At 64.9% G+C, this 16,411-nt stretch carries 15 protein-coding genes; 9 read left to right on the top strand and 6 right to left on the bottom strand.

The features are described 5' to 3' along the window. The first annotated feature begins 196 nt into the window (after nucleotides 1-196). A complete protein-coding gene (locus tag LXM55_RS27640) occupies nucleotides 197-2,374 on the top strand; it encodes a malate synthase G (RefSeq protein WP_233323301.1) in 2,178 nt (725 codons plus the stop codon). Nucleotides 2,375-2,453: 79 nt separating this feature from the next. On the opposite strand, the gene LXM55_RS27635 is transcribed toward LXM55_RS27640, so the two are convergent. Then, nucleotides 2,454-2,900 (bottom strand): response regulator, encoded by a 447-nt coding sequence (locus tag LXM55_RS27635; protein WP_233323300.1) that lies wholly within the window; start codon nucleotides 2,898-2,900, stop codon nucleotides 2,454-2,456. Between the two features lie 257 nt (nucleotides 2,901-3,157). Here LXM55_RS27635 and LXM55_RS27630 point away from each other — a divergent pair, with 257 nt between their 5' ends. The 7 genes from LXM55_RS27630 (at nucleotide 3,158) to LXM55_RS27600 (ending at nucleotide 11,537) form a co-directional block, all read left to right on the top strand. Continuing rightward, a complete protein-coding gene (locus tag LXM55_RS27630) occupies nucleotides 3,158-5,092 on the top strand; it encodes a putative nucleotidyltransferase substrate binding domain-containing protein (RefSeq protein ID WP_233323299.1) in 1,935 nt (644 codons plus the stop codon). A gap of 24 nt (nucleotides 5,093-5,116) precedes the next feature. Then, nucleotides 5,117-5,824, top strand: a complete 708-nt coding sequence (locus LXM55_RS27625) for a 3'-5' exonuclease (protein ID WP_233323298.1) — start codon at nucleotides 5,117-5,119, stop codon at nucleotides 5,822-5,824. A 293-nt stretch (nucleotides 5,825-6,117) separates the two neighbouring features. Next, nucleotides 6,118-6,636, top strand: a complete 519-nt coding sequence (locus tag LXM55_RS27620) for an RNA polymerase sigma factor (protein WP_233323297.1) — start codon at nucleotides 6,118-6,120, stop codon at nucleotides 6,634-6,636. Then, entirely contained in the window at nucleotides 6,633-7,610 is a 978-nt protein-coding gene (locus tag LXM55_RS27615; RefSeq protein ID WP_233323296.1) for a FecR family protein, read from the top strand. The genes LXM55_RS27620 and LXM55_RS27615 overlap by 4 nt, the downstream gene beginning before the upstream one ends. A gap of 166 nt (nucleotides 7,611-7,776) precedes the next feature. Then, nucleotides 7,777-10,206, top strand: a complete 2,430-nt coding sequence (locus LXM55_RS27610; RefSeq protein WP_233323295.1) for a TonB-dependent siderophore receptor — start codon at nucleotides 7,777-7,779, stop codon at nucleotides 10,204-10,206. Nucleotides 10,207-10,230: 24 nt separating this feature from the next. After that, on the top strand, nucleotides 10,231-11,352 hold the full coding sequence (locus LXM55_RS27605; protein ID WP_233323294.1) for a PepSY-associated TM helix domain-containing protein: 1,122 nt from the start codon (nucleotides 10,231-10,233) through the stop codon (nucleotides 11,350-11,352). Next, complete coding sequence (locus tag LXM55_RS27600; RefSeq protein WP_060841422.1) at nucleotides 11,349-11,537, top strand: hypothetical protein; 189 nt, start codon at nucleotides 11,349-11,351, stop codon at nucleotides 11,535-11,537. Before LXM55_RS27605 ends, LXM55_RS27600 begins: the two co-directional genes overlap by 4 nt. Here LXM55_RS27600 and LXM55_RS27595 read toward each other — a convergent pair. After that, a complete protein-coding gene (locus tag LXM55_RS27595) occupies nucleotides 11,484-11,936 on the bottom strand; it encodes a hypothetical protein (RefSeq protein ID WP_233323293.1) in 453 nt (150 codons plus the stop codon). The genes LXM55_RS27600 and LXM55_RS27595 overlap by 54 nt on opposite strands. Before the next feature lie 100 nt (nucleotides 11,937-12,036). Between LXM55_RS27595 and LXM55_RS27590 the strand changes: the two genes are divergently transcribed. Continuing rightward, nucleotides 12,037-12,666 (top strand): glutathione S-transferase N-terminal domain-containing protein, encoded by a 630-nt coding sequence (locus tag LXM55_RS27590; protein ID WP_233323292.1) that lies wholly within the window; start codon nucleotides 12,037-12,039, stop codon nucleotides 12,664-12,666. Here the strand turns inward: LXM55_RS27590 and LXM55_RS27585 are convergent. The 4 genes from LXM55_RS27585 to creB form a co-directional block, all read right to left on the bottom strand. Further along, complete coding sequence (locus tag LXM55_RS27585) at nucleotides 12,663-12,833, bottom strand: hypothetical protein (RefSeq protein WP_233323291.1); 171 nt, start codon at nucleotides 12,831-12,833, stop codon at nucleotides 12,663-12,665. The genes LXM55_RS27590 and LXM55_RS27585 overlap by 4 nt on opposite strands. Then, nucleotides 12,826-14,202 carry a cell envelope integrity protein CreD gene (gene creD / locus LXM55_RS27580; RefSeq protein WP_233323290.1) on the bottom strand — a complete coding sequence of 459 codons (1,377 nt, stop codon included), beginning with the start codon at nucleotides 14,200-14,202 and terminating at the stop codon, nucleotides 12,826-12,828. The genes LXM55_RS27585 and creD overlap by 8 nt, the downstream gene beginning before the upstream one ends. Before the next feature lie 91 nt (nucleotides 14,203-14,293). Next, the gene (creC, locus tag LXM55_RS27575; protein WP_233323289.1) at nucleotides 14,294-15,712 is read right to left on the bottom strand and encodes a two-component system sensor histidine kinase CreC; all 1,419 of its coding nucleotides are present in this window, start codon (nucleotides 15,710-15,712) and stop codon (nucleotides 14,294-14,296) included. Further along, on the bottom strand, nucleotides 15,712-16,392 hold the full coding sequence (gene creB, locus LXM55_RS27570; RefSeq protein ID WP_233323288.1) for a two-component system response regulator CreB: 681 nt from the start codon (nucleotides 16,390-16,392) through the stop codon (nucleotides 15,712-15,714). The genes creC and creB overlap by 1 nt, the downstream gene beginning before the upstream one ends. Between the last annotated feature and the right edge of the window lie 19 nt (nucleotides 16,393-16,411).

Below are 16,411 nucleotides of genomic sequence, written 5' to 3'. Positions count from 1 at the left end.
GTTGGAACGATGTCCGCCAAGGCCTGATCGCAACCCCCGCAACAGCCCGTCAGCAAGGCTCTGCCGTTGATTGGAAGGACCCAGCCGCCAGCAATGGCATGTACTGGAGAGCAGGGTTGTGTTTTAAATGGCCACCGGCTTCATTGTTAATTTGAAGAGCTGAAAAGCGAAATAGCTGAGCAGAGTGAGGCAAGCAATGACTGAACACGTTCAAGTCGGTGGCCTGCAGGTCGCCAGAGTCCTGTTCGACTTCGTGAACAACGAAGCCATTCCCGGTACCGGCCTCACCGCCGACGCGTTCTGGGCCGGTGCCGACAAGGTCATTCACGACCTGGCACCGAAGAACCAGGCCCTACTCGCCAAACGCGACGATTTCCAGGCGCGCATCGATGCCTGGCACCAGTCGCGCGCCGGCCAGGCACATGATGCCGTGGCTTATAATGCCTTCCTGCAAGACATTGGTTACCTGCTGCCAGAAGCGGCGGATTTCCAGGCCACGACGCAAAACGTCGATGAAGAAATCGCCCACATGGCCGGCCCGCAGCTGGTGGTGCCGGTGATGAATGCGCGCTTCGCCCTCAACGCCTCCAACGCCCGCTGGGGCTCGCTGTACGACGCGCTGTACGGCACCGACGCCATCAGCGAAGCCGATGGAGCAGAAAAGGGCAAAGGCTACAACAAGGTCCGCGGCGACAAGGTCATCGCCTTCGCCCGTGCCTTCCTCGATGAATCAGCCCCGCTGACCGCCGGTTCGCATGTCGACTCCGTGAGCTACAAGATCGCCGGCGGCAAGCTGGTGGTGGGCCTCAAGGGTGGCAGCAACAGCGGCCTGCGCGACGACACGCAACTGATCGGCTACCAGGGCGATGCCGCGGCCCCTACCGCGATCCTGCTCAAGCACAACGGCCTGCACTTCGAGATTCAGATCGACGCCGCAAGCCCGGTCGGCCAGACCGACGCCGCCGGGGTCAAGGACCTGCTGATGGAAGCGGCCCTGACCACCATCATGGACTGCGAAGACTCGGTGGCCGCCGTCGATGCCGATGACAAAGTGGTGATCTACCGCAACTGGCTCGGCCTGATGAAGGGCGACCTGGCGGAAGAAGTCGCCAAGGGCGGCAAGTCCTTCACCCGCACCATGAACGCCGACCGCGAGTACACCGGCGTCAACGGCGAGCCGGTGAAACTGCATGGTCGCTCGCTGCTGTTCGTGCGCAACGTCGGCCACCTGATGACCATCGACGCGATCCTCGACAAGCACGGCAACGAAGTGCCGGAAGGCATCCTCGACGGCCTGGTCACCAGCCTTGCGGCGATCCACAACCTCAACGGCAACACCTCGCGCAAGAACAGCCGCACCGGCTCGGTGTACATCGTCAAGCCGAAGATGCATGGCCCTGAAGAAGCCGCGTTCACCAACGAACTGTTCGGCCGCATCGAAGAGGTGCTGAACCTGCCGCGCAACACCCTGAAAGTCGGGATCATGGACGAGGAGCGCCGCACCACGGTCAACCTCAAGGCCTGCATCAAGGCGGCCAGCGAGCGCGTGGTGTTCATCAACACCGGTTTCCTCGACCGTACCGGCGACGAGATCCACACCTCCATGGAAGCCGGCGCCATGGTGCGCAAGGCCGACATGAAGGCCGAGAAATGGATCGGCGCCTACGAGAACTGGAACGTCGACATCGGCCTGTCCACCGGCCTGCAAGGCCGCGCGCAGATCGGCAAGGGCATGTGGGCCATGCCGGACCTGATGGCCGCCATGCTCGAACAGAAGATCGCCCACCCGCTGGCCGGTGCCAACACCGCCTGGGTACCGTCGCCGACCGCGGCTGCGCTGCACGTGCTGCACTACCACAAGGTCGACGTGTTCGCCCGTCAGGCCGAACTGGCCAAGCGCCCTCGCGCCTCGGTGGACGACATCCTGGCCATCCCTCTGGCCAGCAACCCCAACTGGTCGGCCGAGCAGATCAAGAACGAACTGGACAACAACGCCCAGGGCATTCTCGGTTACGTGGTGCGCTGGATCGACCAGGGCGTGGGTTGTTCGAAAGTGCCGGACATCAACGACGTCGGCCTGATGGAAGACCGCGCCACCCTGCGTATCTCCAGCCAGCACATCGCCAACTGGCTGCGCCACGGCGTGGTGACCCAGGAGCAGGTGCTGGAAAGCCTCAAGCGCATGGCCCCGGTGGTTGACCGGCAGAACGCCAGTGACCCGCTGTACCGCCCGCTGGCACCGGACTTCGACAGCAACATCGCCTTCCAGGCCGCCCTGGAACTGGTGATCGAAGGCACCCAGCAGCCCAACGGCTACACCGAGCCGGTCCTGCACCGTCGGCGTCGCGAGTTCAAGGCCAAGAACGGTCTGTAAGCGCGCGTAGCCTGGCGCAATGAAAAAAGCCCCGGTCACCAGGCCGGGGCTTTTTTTTGCCTGTGACGCAAGAAAACGCCTAGAGCACCACGCCCAGTTCGTGCTTGACCAGGGCCAGCAGCTTGCTGGTGTCGATCGGCTTGAGCAGGAAGTCCACCACGCTCAGGTGCATGGCGGCGATCGCGTCGCGCACATCGGCGTCGCCGGAAATGATGATGATCGGCAGCGCCGCCCGCTCCGACTCGCGCACCTGGCGAATCAGTTCCAGACCACTGCAGGGGGCCATGCGCAGATCGGTGATCAGCAAGCCAATGGATTTGTTCGATTCAAGCAGTTCAAGCGCGGCCTTGCCGCTGGCCGCCGTGATGCAACGGATACCATCCAGGCCAAGAATTTCCGCCAGCAGTTCCCGGGCATCCTTGTCGTCATCGGCAATCAGCACCCGCTGGAGCGGCAGATCCGGCTCCAGCATGAGCGCACTCAGGGCCTCGCGCTCGGCGTCACTCAAAATATCGTGGTCGGGCATACATTTCTCTACATGAACAGATCAATCCCCTAGCACAGTGGTCAGACATCGCTAAGCAGGTCTCCAATGTGCACTTCGTCGGAAAAATTTCCAAGAGTCTTGATCAGAGCTTTTTTGCATTGATTGCAAGCGCTTCAAAGCCAAATGTCCGGCCCCCGGCCGCTACCTAGACTTACGTCCAATGGGCACCCCAGGCGTTGCAGCCGACCATGCCGTAATCCGACCACAAGAAATCCAAAAAGACTGCGGTAATCGTTATGAGTAAAGCGGACGCCTTCACCCAGGCCGGGAAGACCGCGGTGATGCAGAACATCCAGGGCACCGTGCAGTTCCTGCAGCGGTTCCCTCCGTTCAACCAGATGGAGCAGCTCCATCTGGCGTACCTGGTGGAACAATGCCACCTGCGCTTCTACGGCCCCGGCGACAGCATCATCAAGCCGGCCGACGGCCCGGTTGAGCACTTCTATATCGTCAAGCAGGGCCGCGTGGTGGGCGAGCGAACCCACGCCGCCAAAGGCAGCACCGAGACCACCTTCGAAATCACTTCCGGCGAATGCTTCCCGCTGGCCGCCCTGCTCGGCGAGCGCGCGACCCGCACCGAGCACCGCGCTGCCGAAGACACCTTCTGCCTGCAACTGAACAAGGGCGCCTTCATCAAGCTGTTCGCCCTGTCCGCAGAGTTTCGCGATTTCGCCCTGCGCGGGGTCAGCAGCCTGCTGGACCAGGTCAACCAGCAGGTCAAGCAGAAGGCCGTGGAAACCCTCGGCACCCAGTACTCACTCAATACCCGCCTGGGCGAACTGGCCATGCGTCATCCAGTGGCCTGCGCGCCGCAGACCCCGCTGCGCGAAGCGGTGGCGCTGATGCACGAGCAACAAGTGGGCAGCATCGTGGTCGTGGACGAACAGCGGACGCCCCTGGGGATCTTCACCCTGCGCGACCTGCGCCAGGTGGTGGCCGACGGCACCCAGGACCTCAACCAGCCCATCGAACGGCACATGACCCAGGCGCCGTTCTTCCTCAGCCCGGACCACAGCGCCTTCGACGCCGCCATCGCCATGACCGAACGGCACATCGCCCACGTCTGCCTGGTGAAAGAGCAGCGCCTGTGCGGCGTGGTGTCCGAACGCGACCTGTTTTCCCTGCAACGGGTCGACCTGGTGCACCTGGCGCGGACCATTCGCAACGCACCCCGGGTCGAACACCTGGTGGCACTGCGGGGCGAGATCGGCCAGTTGGTGGAGCGCATGCTGGCTCACGGCGCTTCCTCGACCCAGATCACCCACATCATCACCCTGCTCAACGATCACACCGTGTGCCGGGTCATCGAACTGACCCTGGCCGACAAGGGCGACCCCGGCGTGCCTTTCAGCTGGTTGTGCTTCGGCAGTGAAGGCCGGCGCGAACAGACCCTGCACACCGATCAGGACAACGGCATCCTGTTCGAAGCCCGTGACGCCGCCCAGGCCGCAGAAATTCGCGGCAAGCTGCTGCCCATCGCCCAGCAGATCAACCAGAGCCTGGCCCAGTGCGGCTTCACCCTGTGCAAGGGCAACATCATGGCCGGCAACCCCGAGCTGTGCCTGTCCCGCGCCGAATGGGCCCGGCGCTTCGCGGCCTTCATCCGCGAGGCAACCCCGGAAAACCTCCTGGGTTCAAGCATCTATTTCGACCTGCGGGTGGTCTGGGGTGATGAACAGGGCGCCGAACAGCTGCGCCGCGCCATCCTCGACCAGGTCGCGGACAACCGCCTGTTCCAACGCATGATGGCGGAAAACGCCCTGCGCCAACGCCCGCCCGTGGGGCGTTTTCGCGAGTTCGTGCTGGCCAGGAAGAACGGCGAGAAGGCCACCCTCGACCTCAAGGTCCAGGGCCTCACGCCCTTCGTCGACGGCGCCCGGCTGCTGGCCCTGGCCAATGGCATCGGCGCGATCAATACCCTGGAGCGCCTGCGCCAGCTGGTGTCCAGGCAAGTCATCGAGCCCCTGGACGGCGCCGCCTATGAAGAGGCCTATCACTTCATCCAGCAGACCCGCATGCAGCAGCACCAGCGCCAGACCCGGGAGAACCAGCCCTATTCCAACCGGGTCGACCCGGACAGCCTGAACCACCTGGACCGGCGCATCCTGCGTGAATCCCTGCGCCAGGCCCAGCGCCTGCAAAGCAGTCTGGCCCTGCGGTATCAGTTATGAGCTATCAGTTATGAGCCATCAGCTATGAGTCTGTTTGCCTGGTTCCGTCCCGCCGTCAGCGTACTGACCGCCGAGCAACAACAACGCCGCGACCGCCTGCCAGCCTTCACCGGGCTGGGTGAAGGCAGCCTGCGGGAACAGCGCTGGGTGGTGGTGGACCTGGAAACCACCGGCCTCAATCTCAACCGCGACCAGGTACTGTCGATCGGCGCGGTGGTGATCGAAGACGGCGCCATCGACTTCAGCCAGCAATTCGAACGCACCCTGCAACGCGAAGGCCACAAGCTCAGCCCCAGCGTGCTGATCCATGGCCTGGGCCCCAGCGCCATCGCCGCCGGCTGCGACCCGGTGGAGGCCCTGCTGGACTTCATGGAGTTCGTCGGCGACAGCCCGCTGCTGGCCTTTCATGCCCCGTTCGACCAGCACATGCTCGGCCGGGCGCTGAAGGACAGCCTGGGCTATCGCCTGCAACACAGCTTCCTCGATGTGGCGGACATGGCGCCGCTGCTCTGCCCCCAGGCCCAGCTTCGCGAAGCCGGGCTGGACGACTGGGTCCGCTGGTTCAACCTGCAAGTGGTGGAACGGCACAATGCGGCGGCCGATGCCCTGGCCACCGCGGAGCTGGCGCTGATCCTGTTCAACCGTGCCCGCCAGCAGCAGATCCACAGCCCGTTGAACCTGCAACAGCGCCTCGGCCAGTGGAAGCGTCGCCAGCAGGCCCCTTCGTTCTGATCCACCGCAGCGGCGCAGATACCTGTGGCGAGGGAGCTTGCTCCCGCTCGGCCGCGCAGCGGCCGTAGAACCTGAGTCCCGGTTCCACCTGACACAGAGCCTTGGGCGTGCTGCGCACGCCAGCGGGAGCAAGCTCCCTCGCCACAACAAGCTTCTTGCCCACGCAGAAATCTCCGGCAGCGGTCATCTTCAGCCATAAGACAGCCGACCAGCGTCAATTGCGCCACTGTTTCGCCTCTGCGACAATCGCGAATAATTCTCGTTATTTTAAACTTCTCGATTGGTGAGTCCCGTTGCCGTCAGTCCCAAGCCCCCACAATGAGCTAGTTGGTGCGTTGTATCGCGACCATCGCAGCTGGCTCTTGGCCTGGCTGCGGCGCAACGTGGCCTGCAGCCAGCGGGCCGAGGACCTGAGCCAGGACACCTTCGTCCGTCTGCTGGGGCGGGCTGAACTCAAGGCGCCCCGGGAGCCCCGGGCCTTTCTGCTGGCCATCGCCAAGGGCCTGCTGTTCGACTATTTCCGCCGCGCCGCGTTGGAACAGGCCTACCTCAACGAACTGATGCTGATCCCCGAAAGCGAGCAACCCTCGCCGGAAGAACAGCAGATGATCCTCGAAGACCTCAAGGCCATCGACCGCCTGCTGGGCAAGCTTTCGAGCAAGGCGCGCATGGCCTTCCTCTATAACCGCCTCGACGGCCTGAGCCACGCCGAGATCGCCGAACGCCTCGGGGTCTCGGTGCCGCGGGTGCGCCAGTACCTGGCCCAGGGCATTCGCCAGTGCTACATCGCCCTGTACGGGGAGCCGCTATGACCCCCATGAGTTCCAAGCCGGTGTCGGCCCGGGTGCTGGACGCGGCCATTGCCTGGCAACTGTCGCTGGATGGCGACGCCAGCGCGGTGGAGCGCGAAGAGTTCGCCAAATGGCATGCCGCCCACGAAGAACACGCCCGCGCCTGGCGCCAGCTGGGCATGCTCGACCAGCGCTTCAGCGTAGCCAGCGGCCCAGCCCGCACGGCCTTGCTGCAATCGCGCGAAGGCCTGCGCCGACGGGTGCGCAAGCTGGGGCGTGGGGTCGCCAGCGTGGTGCTGGTGGCCGGGCTGGCGCTGTTTGCCGGGGAGCGTTACCTGCCAGTGGATTACTGGCTGGCCGACCAGCGTACCGCCACCGGCGAGCAGCGCACCCTGCACCTGAGCGACGGCACGCGGATCAACCTCAACACCCACAGTGCGCTGGACGTGCGCTTCGATGAACAGCAGCGGCGGATCGTGCTGCAGGAAGGCGAGGTCCTCATCGAGACCGGGCACAACGACAGCCGCCCCTTCATCGTCGAGACCCGCGACGGCCGGATGCGTGCCCTGGGCACGCGGTTCCTGGTCAAGCGTGAAGACCAGGGCACCCGCCTCGGGGTGCTGCAATCGGCGGTGGCGGCGCGACCGCAAGCCGCTCAGGACGAGCAGGTGCTCAAGCAAGGCCAGCAAGTGCTGATGCGCCGCGCTGGCCTCGAACCGCTGCCGCCCCTGAACCCGGGGGCCGACGCTTGGACCCGGGGCATGCTGGTGGTGGACAACGCGCGCCTGGGCGACCTGATCAAGGAGCTGGGACGTTACCGTCGCGGCTACCTGGGCGTCGCCCCGGAAGTGGCCGACCTGCGCATTACCGGCAGCTTTCCGCTGCAGGACACTGACCTGGCGCTCAATGCCCTGCTGCCCACCTTGCCGGTAACGATCGAGCGGCACACCGACTGGTGGGTGACCGTGGCGGCCAAGGCCGACGCCAAGCGTTGAGGTCGGTGCCGCAACAAACGGGCTCCTGCACCAGCCCGACAGGGGCTGGCTGGCCGGCGAGCCCCCACTGACCTGAATCTAAATTATTTTCAGTTCGCCCTATCACTTTTCCCGTCTCGTCCGGCTCATAGGCAATTGCGAAACATTTCCATTCAGGAGCCGCCGTATGTCCCGCCCGCTAGACACCCTGTTGCGCCCCCGTCTGTTGGCCGTTGCCATCGCCCTCAGCGCCCCTTTGGCCAGCCCGGTACTGATGGCGGCCGAACAGTCTTCCAGCGTGCGCGCCTACGACCTGCCGGCCGCGCCGCTGGCCAGCACCCTGAACCAGATCGCCAGCCAGGCCGGCCTGGCCCTGAGCCTGAATCCGTCCCTGGCGGCGGGCAAGACCTCGGCCCCGGTCAAGGGCCAGTTCGACGCCCCCGGCGCCCTGCGTGAGGCCCTGCGAGGCACCGGTTTGCAGCTGGAGCACAGCAGCGCCGGCAGCTACAGCCTGGTGGCAAGCACCGACGGCGTGGTCGCCTTGCCGGAAACCAACATCACCGGCCAGCAGGCTGGCGAAAGTGCCTGGGGCCCGGTCGACGGCTACCTCGCCACACGTACCGCCGCCGGCACCAAGACCGACACCGCGCTGGTTGAAGCGCCGCGCTCGATTTCCGTCGCGACCCGCCAGCAGATGGAAGACCGCAACGTACAGAACCTCGACGATGCCGTGCGTTACATGCCCGGTATCGTGTCTGCCAGCTACGGCAGCGACACCCGCTATGACTGGATGCGGGTCCGTGGCTTCGAGCCCACCCAGTTCCTCGACGGCCTGCCCCTGCCCCGCGGCGTGTATGCCAACCCGAAAGCGGAAACCTGGAACCTCGACCGCCTGGCCCTGCTGCGCGGCCCGGCGTCCTCGGTGTATGGCCAGACCCCGCCGGGCGGCCTGCTGGACATGGTCAGCCGGCGCCCCAGCGCGCAAACCAGCCATGCCGTGCAGATCCAGTACGGCAGCGACAACTACCGTCAGATCAACTTCGCCAGCACCGGCAAGATCGACGACGAGGGCCAGTTTCTCTACGGGCTCAGCGGCGTGGTGCGCGATGCCGGCACCCAGGTCGATCACATCGACAACAAGCGCTACAACATCGCCCCCAGCCTGACCTGGAACATCGACACCGACACCCGCCTGACCCTGCTCTCGCAGTTCACCCGCGACGATACCGGCGCCACCAGCCAGTTCATGCCGATCCAGGGCACCAAGATCAAGTCGCCACTGGGCGAGGTTTCCCATCACAAGAACCTGGGCGACCCGGACTACGAGTTCTACGACCGCACCTACTACGCCCTGGGCTACGCCTTCGAGCACCGTTTCAACGATGTCTGGCAGTTCCGCCAGAACCTGCGCTACACCAAATCGGAGCTGTCCTTCCAGCAGTTGACCGTGGGTTCCTACGCCTACGCCCCGGCTGACGCGGCGGGCAACATCAGCCGTACCTCGACCAACGTCAACGAAGACATCGGCCAGTTCGCGGTCGACAACAACTTCCAGGCCAACTTCGCCACCGGCGACATCGACCACACCGTGCTCATCGGCCTGGACCACCAGCGCACCAGCACTTCGTACCTGTCGATTTATGGCGACGGGGGCAAAACCAATATCTTCAATCCGGTCCATGGCCAGCCGATCGTGCGCCCGGCGCGCGTCGACGCCTATTACGACTACGACCAGAAAACCATCCAGACCGGCCTCTACGTCCAGGACCAGATGGCCCTGAACCAATGGCGCCTGACCCTGGGCGGCCGTGAGGACTGGGTGCACCAGGGCACCACCTACCTCAACAAGAAGGACGTGACCAACACCGATCGCAGCCAGAACTTCAGTGGCAATGCGGCGCTGAGCTATGTGTTCGACTCGGGGGTTGTGCCGTACCTGTCCTACGCCGAATCGTTCCAGCCGGCCAGCAACGCCAGCGCGTCGCCGACCGAGTCGTACAAACCGACGCAAGGCCAGCAATGGGAGCTGGGCATCAAGTATCAGCCGCCGGGTTCGAACACTCTGCTGAGTGCGGCGGTCTACGACCTGACCCAGAAAAACGTCCTGGTAACCAGCATCGGCGCCGGTGGCGAATCGATCACCAACCAGACCGGCGAAGTGAAGGTCAAGGGCCTGGAACTGGAAGCCGTGTCTGACGTGACCGACAACCTCAAGGTCATCGCGGCCTACACCCTGGCCAAGTCCGAGGTACAAAAAGGCATCCACAAAGGCAACCGCCTGCAGCTGATGCCCAACCAGCAAGCCTCCCTGTGGACGGACTACACCTGGCACTCCGGCGTACTCGACGGTTTCGGCATCGGTGCCGGTGCCCGCTACACCGGCAATACCTATGGCGACCAGGCCAACACCTGGCTGGGCAAGGCCGACGCCTACACGGTGTTCGACGCTGCCGTGCACTACGACCTCGGTCGCCTGGACAACAGCCTCAAAGGGGCGTCGCTGAAACTCAACGCCACCAACCTGTTCGACAAGGACTACCTGTCCACCTGCGATGGTTCCTACTGCTATTTCGGCGACCAACGTAGCGTGGTCGCCAGCGCCACCTATCAATGGTAATCGGCTGCGTCTGAAGGCTAAGCAATGAAAAGCACGACCATCCGCCGCTGGTCCTTGATCCACACCTGGGCCAGCCTGATCTGCACGGTGTTTCTGCTGCTGCTCGCGCTCACCGGGCTGCCGCTGATCTTCCACCACGAGATCGACCACCTGCTGGGGGACGCGCCACAACTGCGGGAGCTGCCCGCCGACACCCCGCGCCTGGACCTGCAACAGCTGGTCAAGGCCGCCGAGGCTCACCGCCCCGGCGAGGTCATGCAGTACTTCGGCTGGGACGAGGACGAACCCAACGGCGTGCTGGCGATCATGGCCCAGAGCGCCGGCACCGAGCCCAATTCGTCCCACACCTTCATGCTCGATGCCCGCACCGGCGAGGCACTGGCCATGCCCTCGGCCAACGGCGGGTTGATGATGGTCATGCTGCGCCTGCATGTGGACATGTTTGCCGGGCTGCCGGGCAAACTGCTGCTGGCCTTCATGGGCCTGCTGTTTGTGCTGGCGATCGTCTCCGGCACGGTGCTCTACCTGCCGTTCATGCGCCGCCTGAAGTTCGCCACGGTGCGCCAGGACAAATCCAGCCGCCTGCGCTGGCTCGACCTGCACAACCTGATCGGCGTGGTGACCCTGACCTGGGCCCTGGTGGTGGGCGTGACCGGGGTGATCAGCGCCTGCGCCGACCTGATCATCGCCGCCTGGCGCAACGACAGCCTCAGCGCCATGGTCGCGCCCTACCGCGACGCCCCGCCGCTGACCTCGCTGGCACCGGCCAGCCGCCTGCTGGAGATCGCCAGGGAAGCCGCCCCGGGCATGCAGCCAGACTTCATCGCCTTTCCTGGCACACGCTTTTCCAGCGAGCATCACTACGCGGTGTTCCTCAAGGGCGACAGCCACCTGACCTCGCACCTGCTGACCCCGGTGCTGATCGACGCCAGCAGCCTGCAGGTCACAGCCGTCGGCGAGCGGCCCTGGTACATGGACGCCATGGGCATGTCCCAGCCGCTGCATTTCGGCGACTACGGCGGCCTGCCGATGAAGCTGCTGTGGGCAGCGATGGACGTCCTGACCCTCATCGTCCTGGGCAGCGGCCTGTACCTGTGGACCGTCCGCCGGCGGGCCGGCAAGCCGCGCCAGGAGGGACGCCGATGAAGCCGCGGCAAGCGAGTTTCTGGAAGGTCTTCGGCGCGCCCCTGGCGCTTGGCCTGCTGAGCGCCGCCGGGTTGTTCGCCGCGCTGCTGGGTGATGGCGTCTGGGACAGCCTGAGCTGGCTGGGCCTGGGCCTACCGACCCTGATCGCCCTGCACGGCCTGTTGCGACGCAAGCCGGCGGCCTGAACCCGGCGCCGGGAAACCGCGCCACAGGTACATCGAAAGCCCGAGGCCGATCAGCATCACCGGGATGAACACCCGGTTTTCCTGGAACGCCTCGATGGCCACCAGCACGCTGAACAAGGCCAGCCCCAGCAACGGCACATAGCTGGCCGCCAGGCTCCAGCGCCACCGCTGGGTCACCGGGTCGGGACCGCGCAGGCGTAACAGGGCGCAAGCCAGGCCCGGCAGGGCCAGCGCCGGCAGGGCCCAGTACCAGGCGATGTAGGCGAACGCCATGATCAGTTCCGGCTCGCCCTCGCCCTTGCGACGAAACTCGTATTGCAACGCCAGGTACACCGCCAGCGCGCCCAACAGGGTCAGGGCCAGGCTGTACAACCCGTGTAGAAAATAGGACCTGCGCACTCATCACTCCTTGTCTGTACCGCCGCTCGCCCCTGTGGCCAATGCCCCAGGCTGCGCTAAGATCCCCGGGCTGCGAGACTTCCACCCGCGAGGAATAATCATGTCCACCCCAAGCATGACGCTGTTCCACAACCCGGCATCACCTTACGTACGCAAAGTCATGGTGCTGCTGCATGAAACCGGGCAGTTGAACCGGGTCGCCCTGCAAGCCAGCCAACTGAGCCCGGTCAGCCCGGACGCCACCCTGAACCAGGACAACCCCCTGGGCAAGATTCCCGCCCTGCGCCTGGACAACGGCCAGGTGCTGTACGACAGCCGGGTGATCCTCGACTACCTGGACCAGCAGCACGTCGGCAACCCGCTGATCCCCCGGGACGGCTCGGCCCGCTGGCGCCGCCTGACGCTCGCGGCCCTGGCCGACGGGATCATGGACGCTGCCGTGCTGGTGCGCTACGAGCTGGCCCTGCGCGCCCCGGAAAAACACTGGGAACAGTGGCTCGACGGCCAGCGCGACAAGATCCGCCGCGCCCTGGCGGTGCTGGAGGCCGAGGCGATTGCCGAGCTGGCCTGCCACTTCGATATTGCCGCCATCAGCGTCGCCTGCGCCCTGGGTTACCTGGACTTCCGCCACCCCGACCTGGAATGGCGCCAGGACCAGCCTCAACTGGCCGCCTGGTACTTCGAGGTCAGCCAGCGGCCGTCGATGCTGGCGACCCGACCGCCGGCCTAATCGGTCAGGCGCTCGGCCCTGTTCGCCGGCAAGCCGGCTCCTGCAGCACGGGGAGCGGCTTGCTGGCGCACCAGCCACCAGGCATCCCGCGGAAACAACTGGCCAATCCGCTGCGTCAGGCGTTCGCGCTGACGCTGGTCCTCACGCAAGCCCAGTGACTTACTCATGGATGGCCTCCAGATCGAACTGCAGGGGCGCCGGGGTCTTGCTCTGGCCCAGGCCATACCAGTCCAGCTTGCGGGTCAGCACCATGAACACGCCCAACAGGCCGAACAGCAACAGCGACCCCATCAGCAAGGCGTAGTCCTCGGCGCTGAGCAGGCCATAGAGCAAGCCGTACAAGGCCGCCAGTGAAAGCGCGAACACCGCGCCATTACGCCAGCTGTGCAGCACATAGCTGACATAGAAGCCGATCAAGCCCACGCAAGCCGTAGCCGACACGCCATACGCCAGCTCGAAACCCAGGTGCTCCGACAGCGACAGCAGCAACAGGTAGAAGAACGCCAGCGCCACGCCCACCAGGCCGTACTGGATCGGGTGCACCGACAGGCTCTTGAGCACTTCAAACAGGAAGAAGCCGGCAAAGGTCAGGCCGATGAACAGCAGGGCGTATTTGATCGCCCGATCGCTTTTCAGGTACTGGTCCACCGGGTCGATGAAACTCACGCCAAAGCTGCGGCTGTTGAAGTCCTGGCATTGGCTGCTGTAAGCGCAGCGCTCCATGGCCTGCTCCAGGTTGGTGGAGAAGAACGAGGTCTGCCAGATCGCCGAAAAGCCCTGCTCGGTGACTTCACGCTGCACCGGCAGGTAGTTGCCGACAAAGCTCGGGTGCGGCCAGTTGGCCGTCAGCAGCACCTTGCTGGTCTTGCCCACAGGCAGCACCTGCAACTGGCCGGTGCCCTGCAAGCGCAGGTCGAAGGCGAAGTCCAGGCGGGTGCTCTTCTTCAGGTCCAGGGGCGGCAGCAGCACGTGCACGCCTTCGTCCAGCCAGCTGACAAAGGTGCCGGGGGCAAAGTCCAGGGTCTGGCCGTTGAGCTGCAGTTGCAGGGCGTTTTCGATGCCGCGGATATCGCTGATGCCCACCGCCAGGAACGGCTGGTCGAACTGGTAGTCCGCAAAATCCTCCTTGATGCCGTACTGCTCGGGCACGGCGAAATGGCCGCTGATGTGGTTGTCGGCGTGGAACAGCCGCGCCTCGTAGATCCCTCGGGAACGCAGCTCGGTCTGGGCCTTGCCGTCGAGTTCGAAATGCTCTGGCAGGAAGAACAACCGTCCCTGTTTCTGGCTGGTTTCCTGGTAGCGCTTCTTGGTCTTTTCGTCGGTTTTCCAGGTGCGCACGGTCTTGCGGTAATCCACCACCATCACCGGGCCGCTGATCTGCTGCTGAGTGCTGGAGCTGCGGGCGATATCCTCGAGCACGCCGTCGCGCAGGCTCTGGCGCTCGCCGATCAGGCCGCTGATCATCAACAGCGGTATCAGCAACAGCATGATCAACAGGCCGATGGCCCCGAGTTTGAAGGTCAGGTTACGGTTCATGAGGCTCTCCCAGTTCGAATGGGCGAGAGTCTGGAACGCGGGCATGGGGGTTTTATGGGGGCAATGTGGAGACTCTGTGGAGAATCCCCGCTCAGGGCAGGCGCAACGTCACCTGCACCCCACCCGCAACGTTCTCAATGCGCATCTGGCCGCCATGCAGCTGCACCACTTCCTCGACGAAGTTCAGCCCCAGGCCGGTGCTCTTGCGCCCGCTGTCCGGGCGCGGCAGGGAATAGAAGCGCTCGCACAGGCGCGGCAGGGCATAGTCCGGAATCGGCTCGCCCTGGTTGAACAGCACCAGTTCCACGCCTTCCTCCACCCGCTGCGCCGAGCAGCGCAACAGGCCGCCCACGGGGCTGAAGTCCAGGGCATTGGTCAACAGGTTGCCCAGGGCCTGGCGCAGCAGGAACGGCTCGCCGGACCAGGCCAGGTCCGCCGGCACCCGCAGTTCCACCTGCAGTTGCTTGCCTTCGATACGCCCGTGCTGGCTGTTCAACAGCTCCTTGCACAACGGCGCCAGGGGCACGCTGACCCGCTCTTCCAGGCCCTGGCGCTGCTCCACTTGCGCCAGGTTCAACAGGCGCTCGATCAACTGCTGCATGCGCGCGCTTTCGCTGTCGATATTGCCGACGAAGCGCTGGCGCTGTTCCAGGGGCATCTCGCTTTGCAGCAGCTCCGCCGCCCCACGAATGGCCGCCAGGGGGCTCTTCAGTTCGTGGGTCAGGGTGTGCACGTAACGCTCGACATAGGCCTTGCCTTCGAGCTGGGTGCGCATGTGTTCCACCGCCGTTGCCAACTGCTCCATTTCGCCACCGCGATAGTGCGGCAGCTCGGCCCGGCGCCCTTCACTGACCGCCAGCGCATAGGCCGTCATGCGCCGCAACGCCGCGCTCAGCCACCAGGACAGCAAGGCACCAAACAGCAGGCCCATGGCGATCAACCCGGCGCCGTACCACAGCAGGCGGCGTTCAGTACGGTCGACGTAGGGCTGCAAGGAACTGTTGGGCTTGGCCACGGTGACCACGCCGATGATCTGGCCGTTGTCGCGGATCGGCGCGCCCACGTGCATCACCGAAGAATTGGGATCGTCGGCCAGCGAGCGCGACGAACGCGCGCCATATTGGCCGCGCAGGGTCAGGTAGACATCGTTCCAGCGCGAATAGTCCTGGCCCACCGCCAGGCCGCTGGAGTCCAGGACCACGATGCCCTTGGCGTCGGTGACGTAGATGCGGTGGTTGACCTGATTCTTCGGCAGGCCCCAGATGGTCGCCGCCGGTTGCCGCTCACCGTAGGCCCGCAGCAGTTGCGGCCAGCGGTTCTCGCTGAGGGTGCCGGCCTTGAAATCGTCCCGCAGGATCTCCGCCAGCAGGTTGGCGGTGTCCACCAGGGTTTCCTCGGTGGACTGGCGCACGCCGGGGCGGATCTCCTTCATCACCGTGCTCAGCACGAAATAGCCGGTCAGGCTGATGAACAGCAAATAGACCAGGAAGATGCGGATGCCCAAGGTCATCAGGCGTGGCTCGGGCTGTAGCTGTAGCCCAGGCCGCGATGGGTCTGGATCGGCTCGGCCTCGGCCGCCACCAGCCGCAGCTTGGCCCGCAGGCTCTTGATGTGGCTGTCGATATTGCGCTCGTAGCCCACATCCGCCATCACCCCCAGGGCATCCAGCAACTGCTCGCGGCTGAACACCCGCTCGGGCTGCTCCAGCAGGCATTGCAGCAGGCGGAATTCATGCCGGGTCAGGCTCAGGGGCTGGGCCCGGTAGCTGATCTGCACCCGCTCGGCGTCGATGACGAACAGCGCCGTGGCCACCTCGGGAGCCGCTCGCGGGGTCATGCGCTTGAGGATCGCCTTGACTCGCGCCGCCACTTCCCGCGGGCTGAAGGGCTTGACCACATAATCGTCGGCGCCGATCTCCAGGCCCACCACCCGATCGATCTCGCCGTCCCGGGCGCTGAGAAACATCACCGGCACTTCGCTGAAGCGGCGCAGCTGCTTGCAGGTTTCAAAGCCGCTGATATCCGGCAGGCCGATATCGAGGATGATCAGGTCCGCGGGGCTCGCCTGCTGATACTCCAGGGCCGCGCGGCCCAGGCTCAACCAGGTGGTGGTGAAACCTTCGCCTTGCAGGGCGAAGATCAGGGTGTCGGCAATGGCCGCTTCGTCTTCGACAATCAGGATATGAGGCATGGCATCCAAGCACGCAAAT

The organism is Pseudomonas sp. Au-Pse12, from assembly GCF_021341665.1.
Classification (GTDB): Bacteria; Pseudomonadota; Gammaproteobacteria; order Pseudomonadales; family Pseudomonadaceae; genus Aquipseudomonas.
This window is presented reverse-complemented; position numbering and strand designations above follow the sequence as displayed.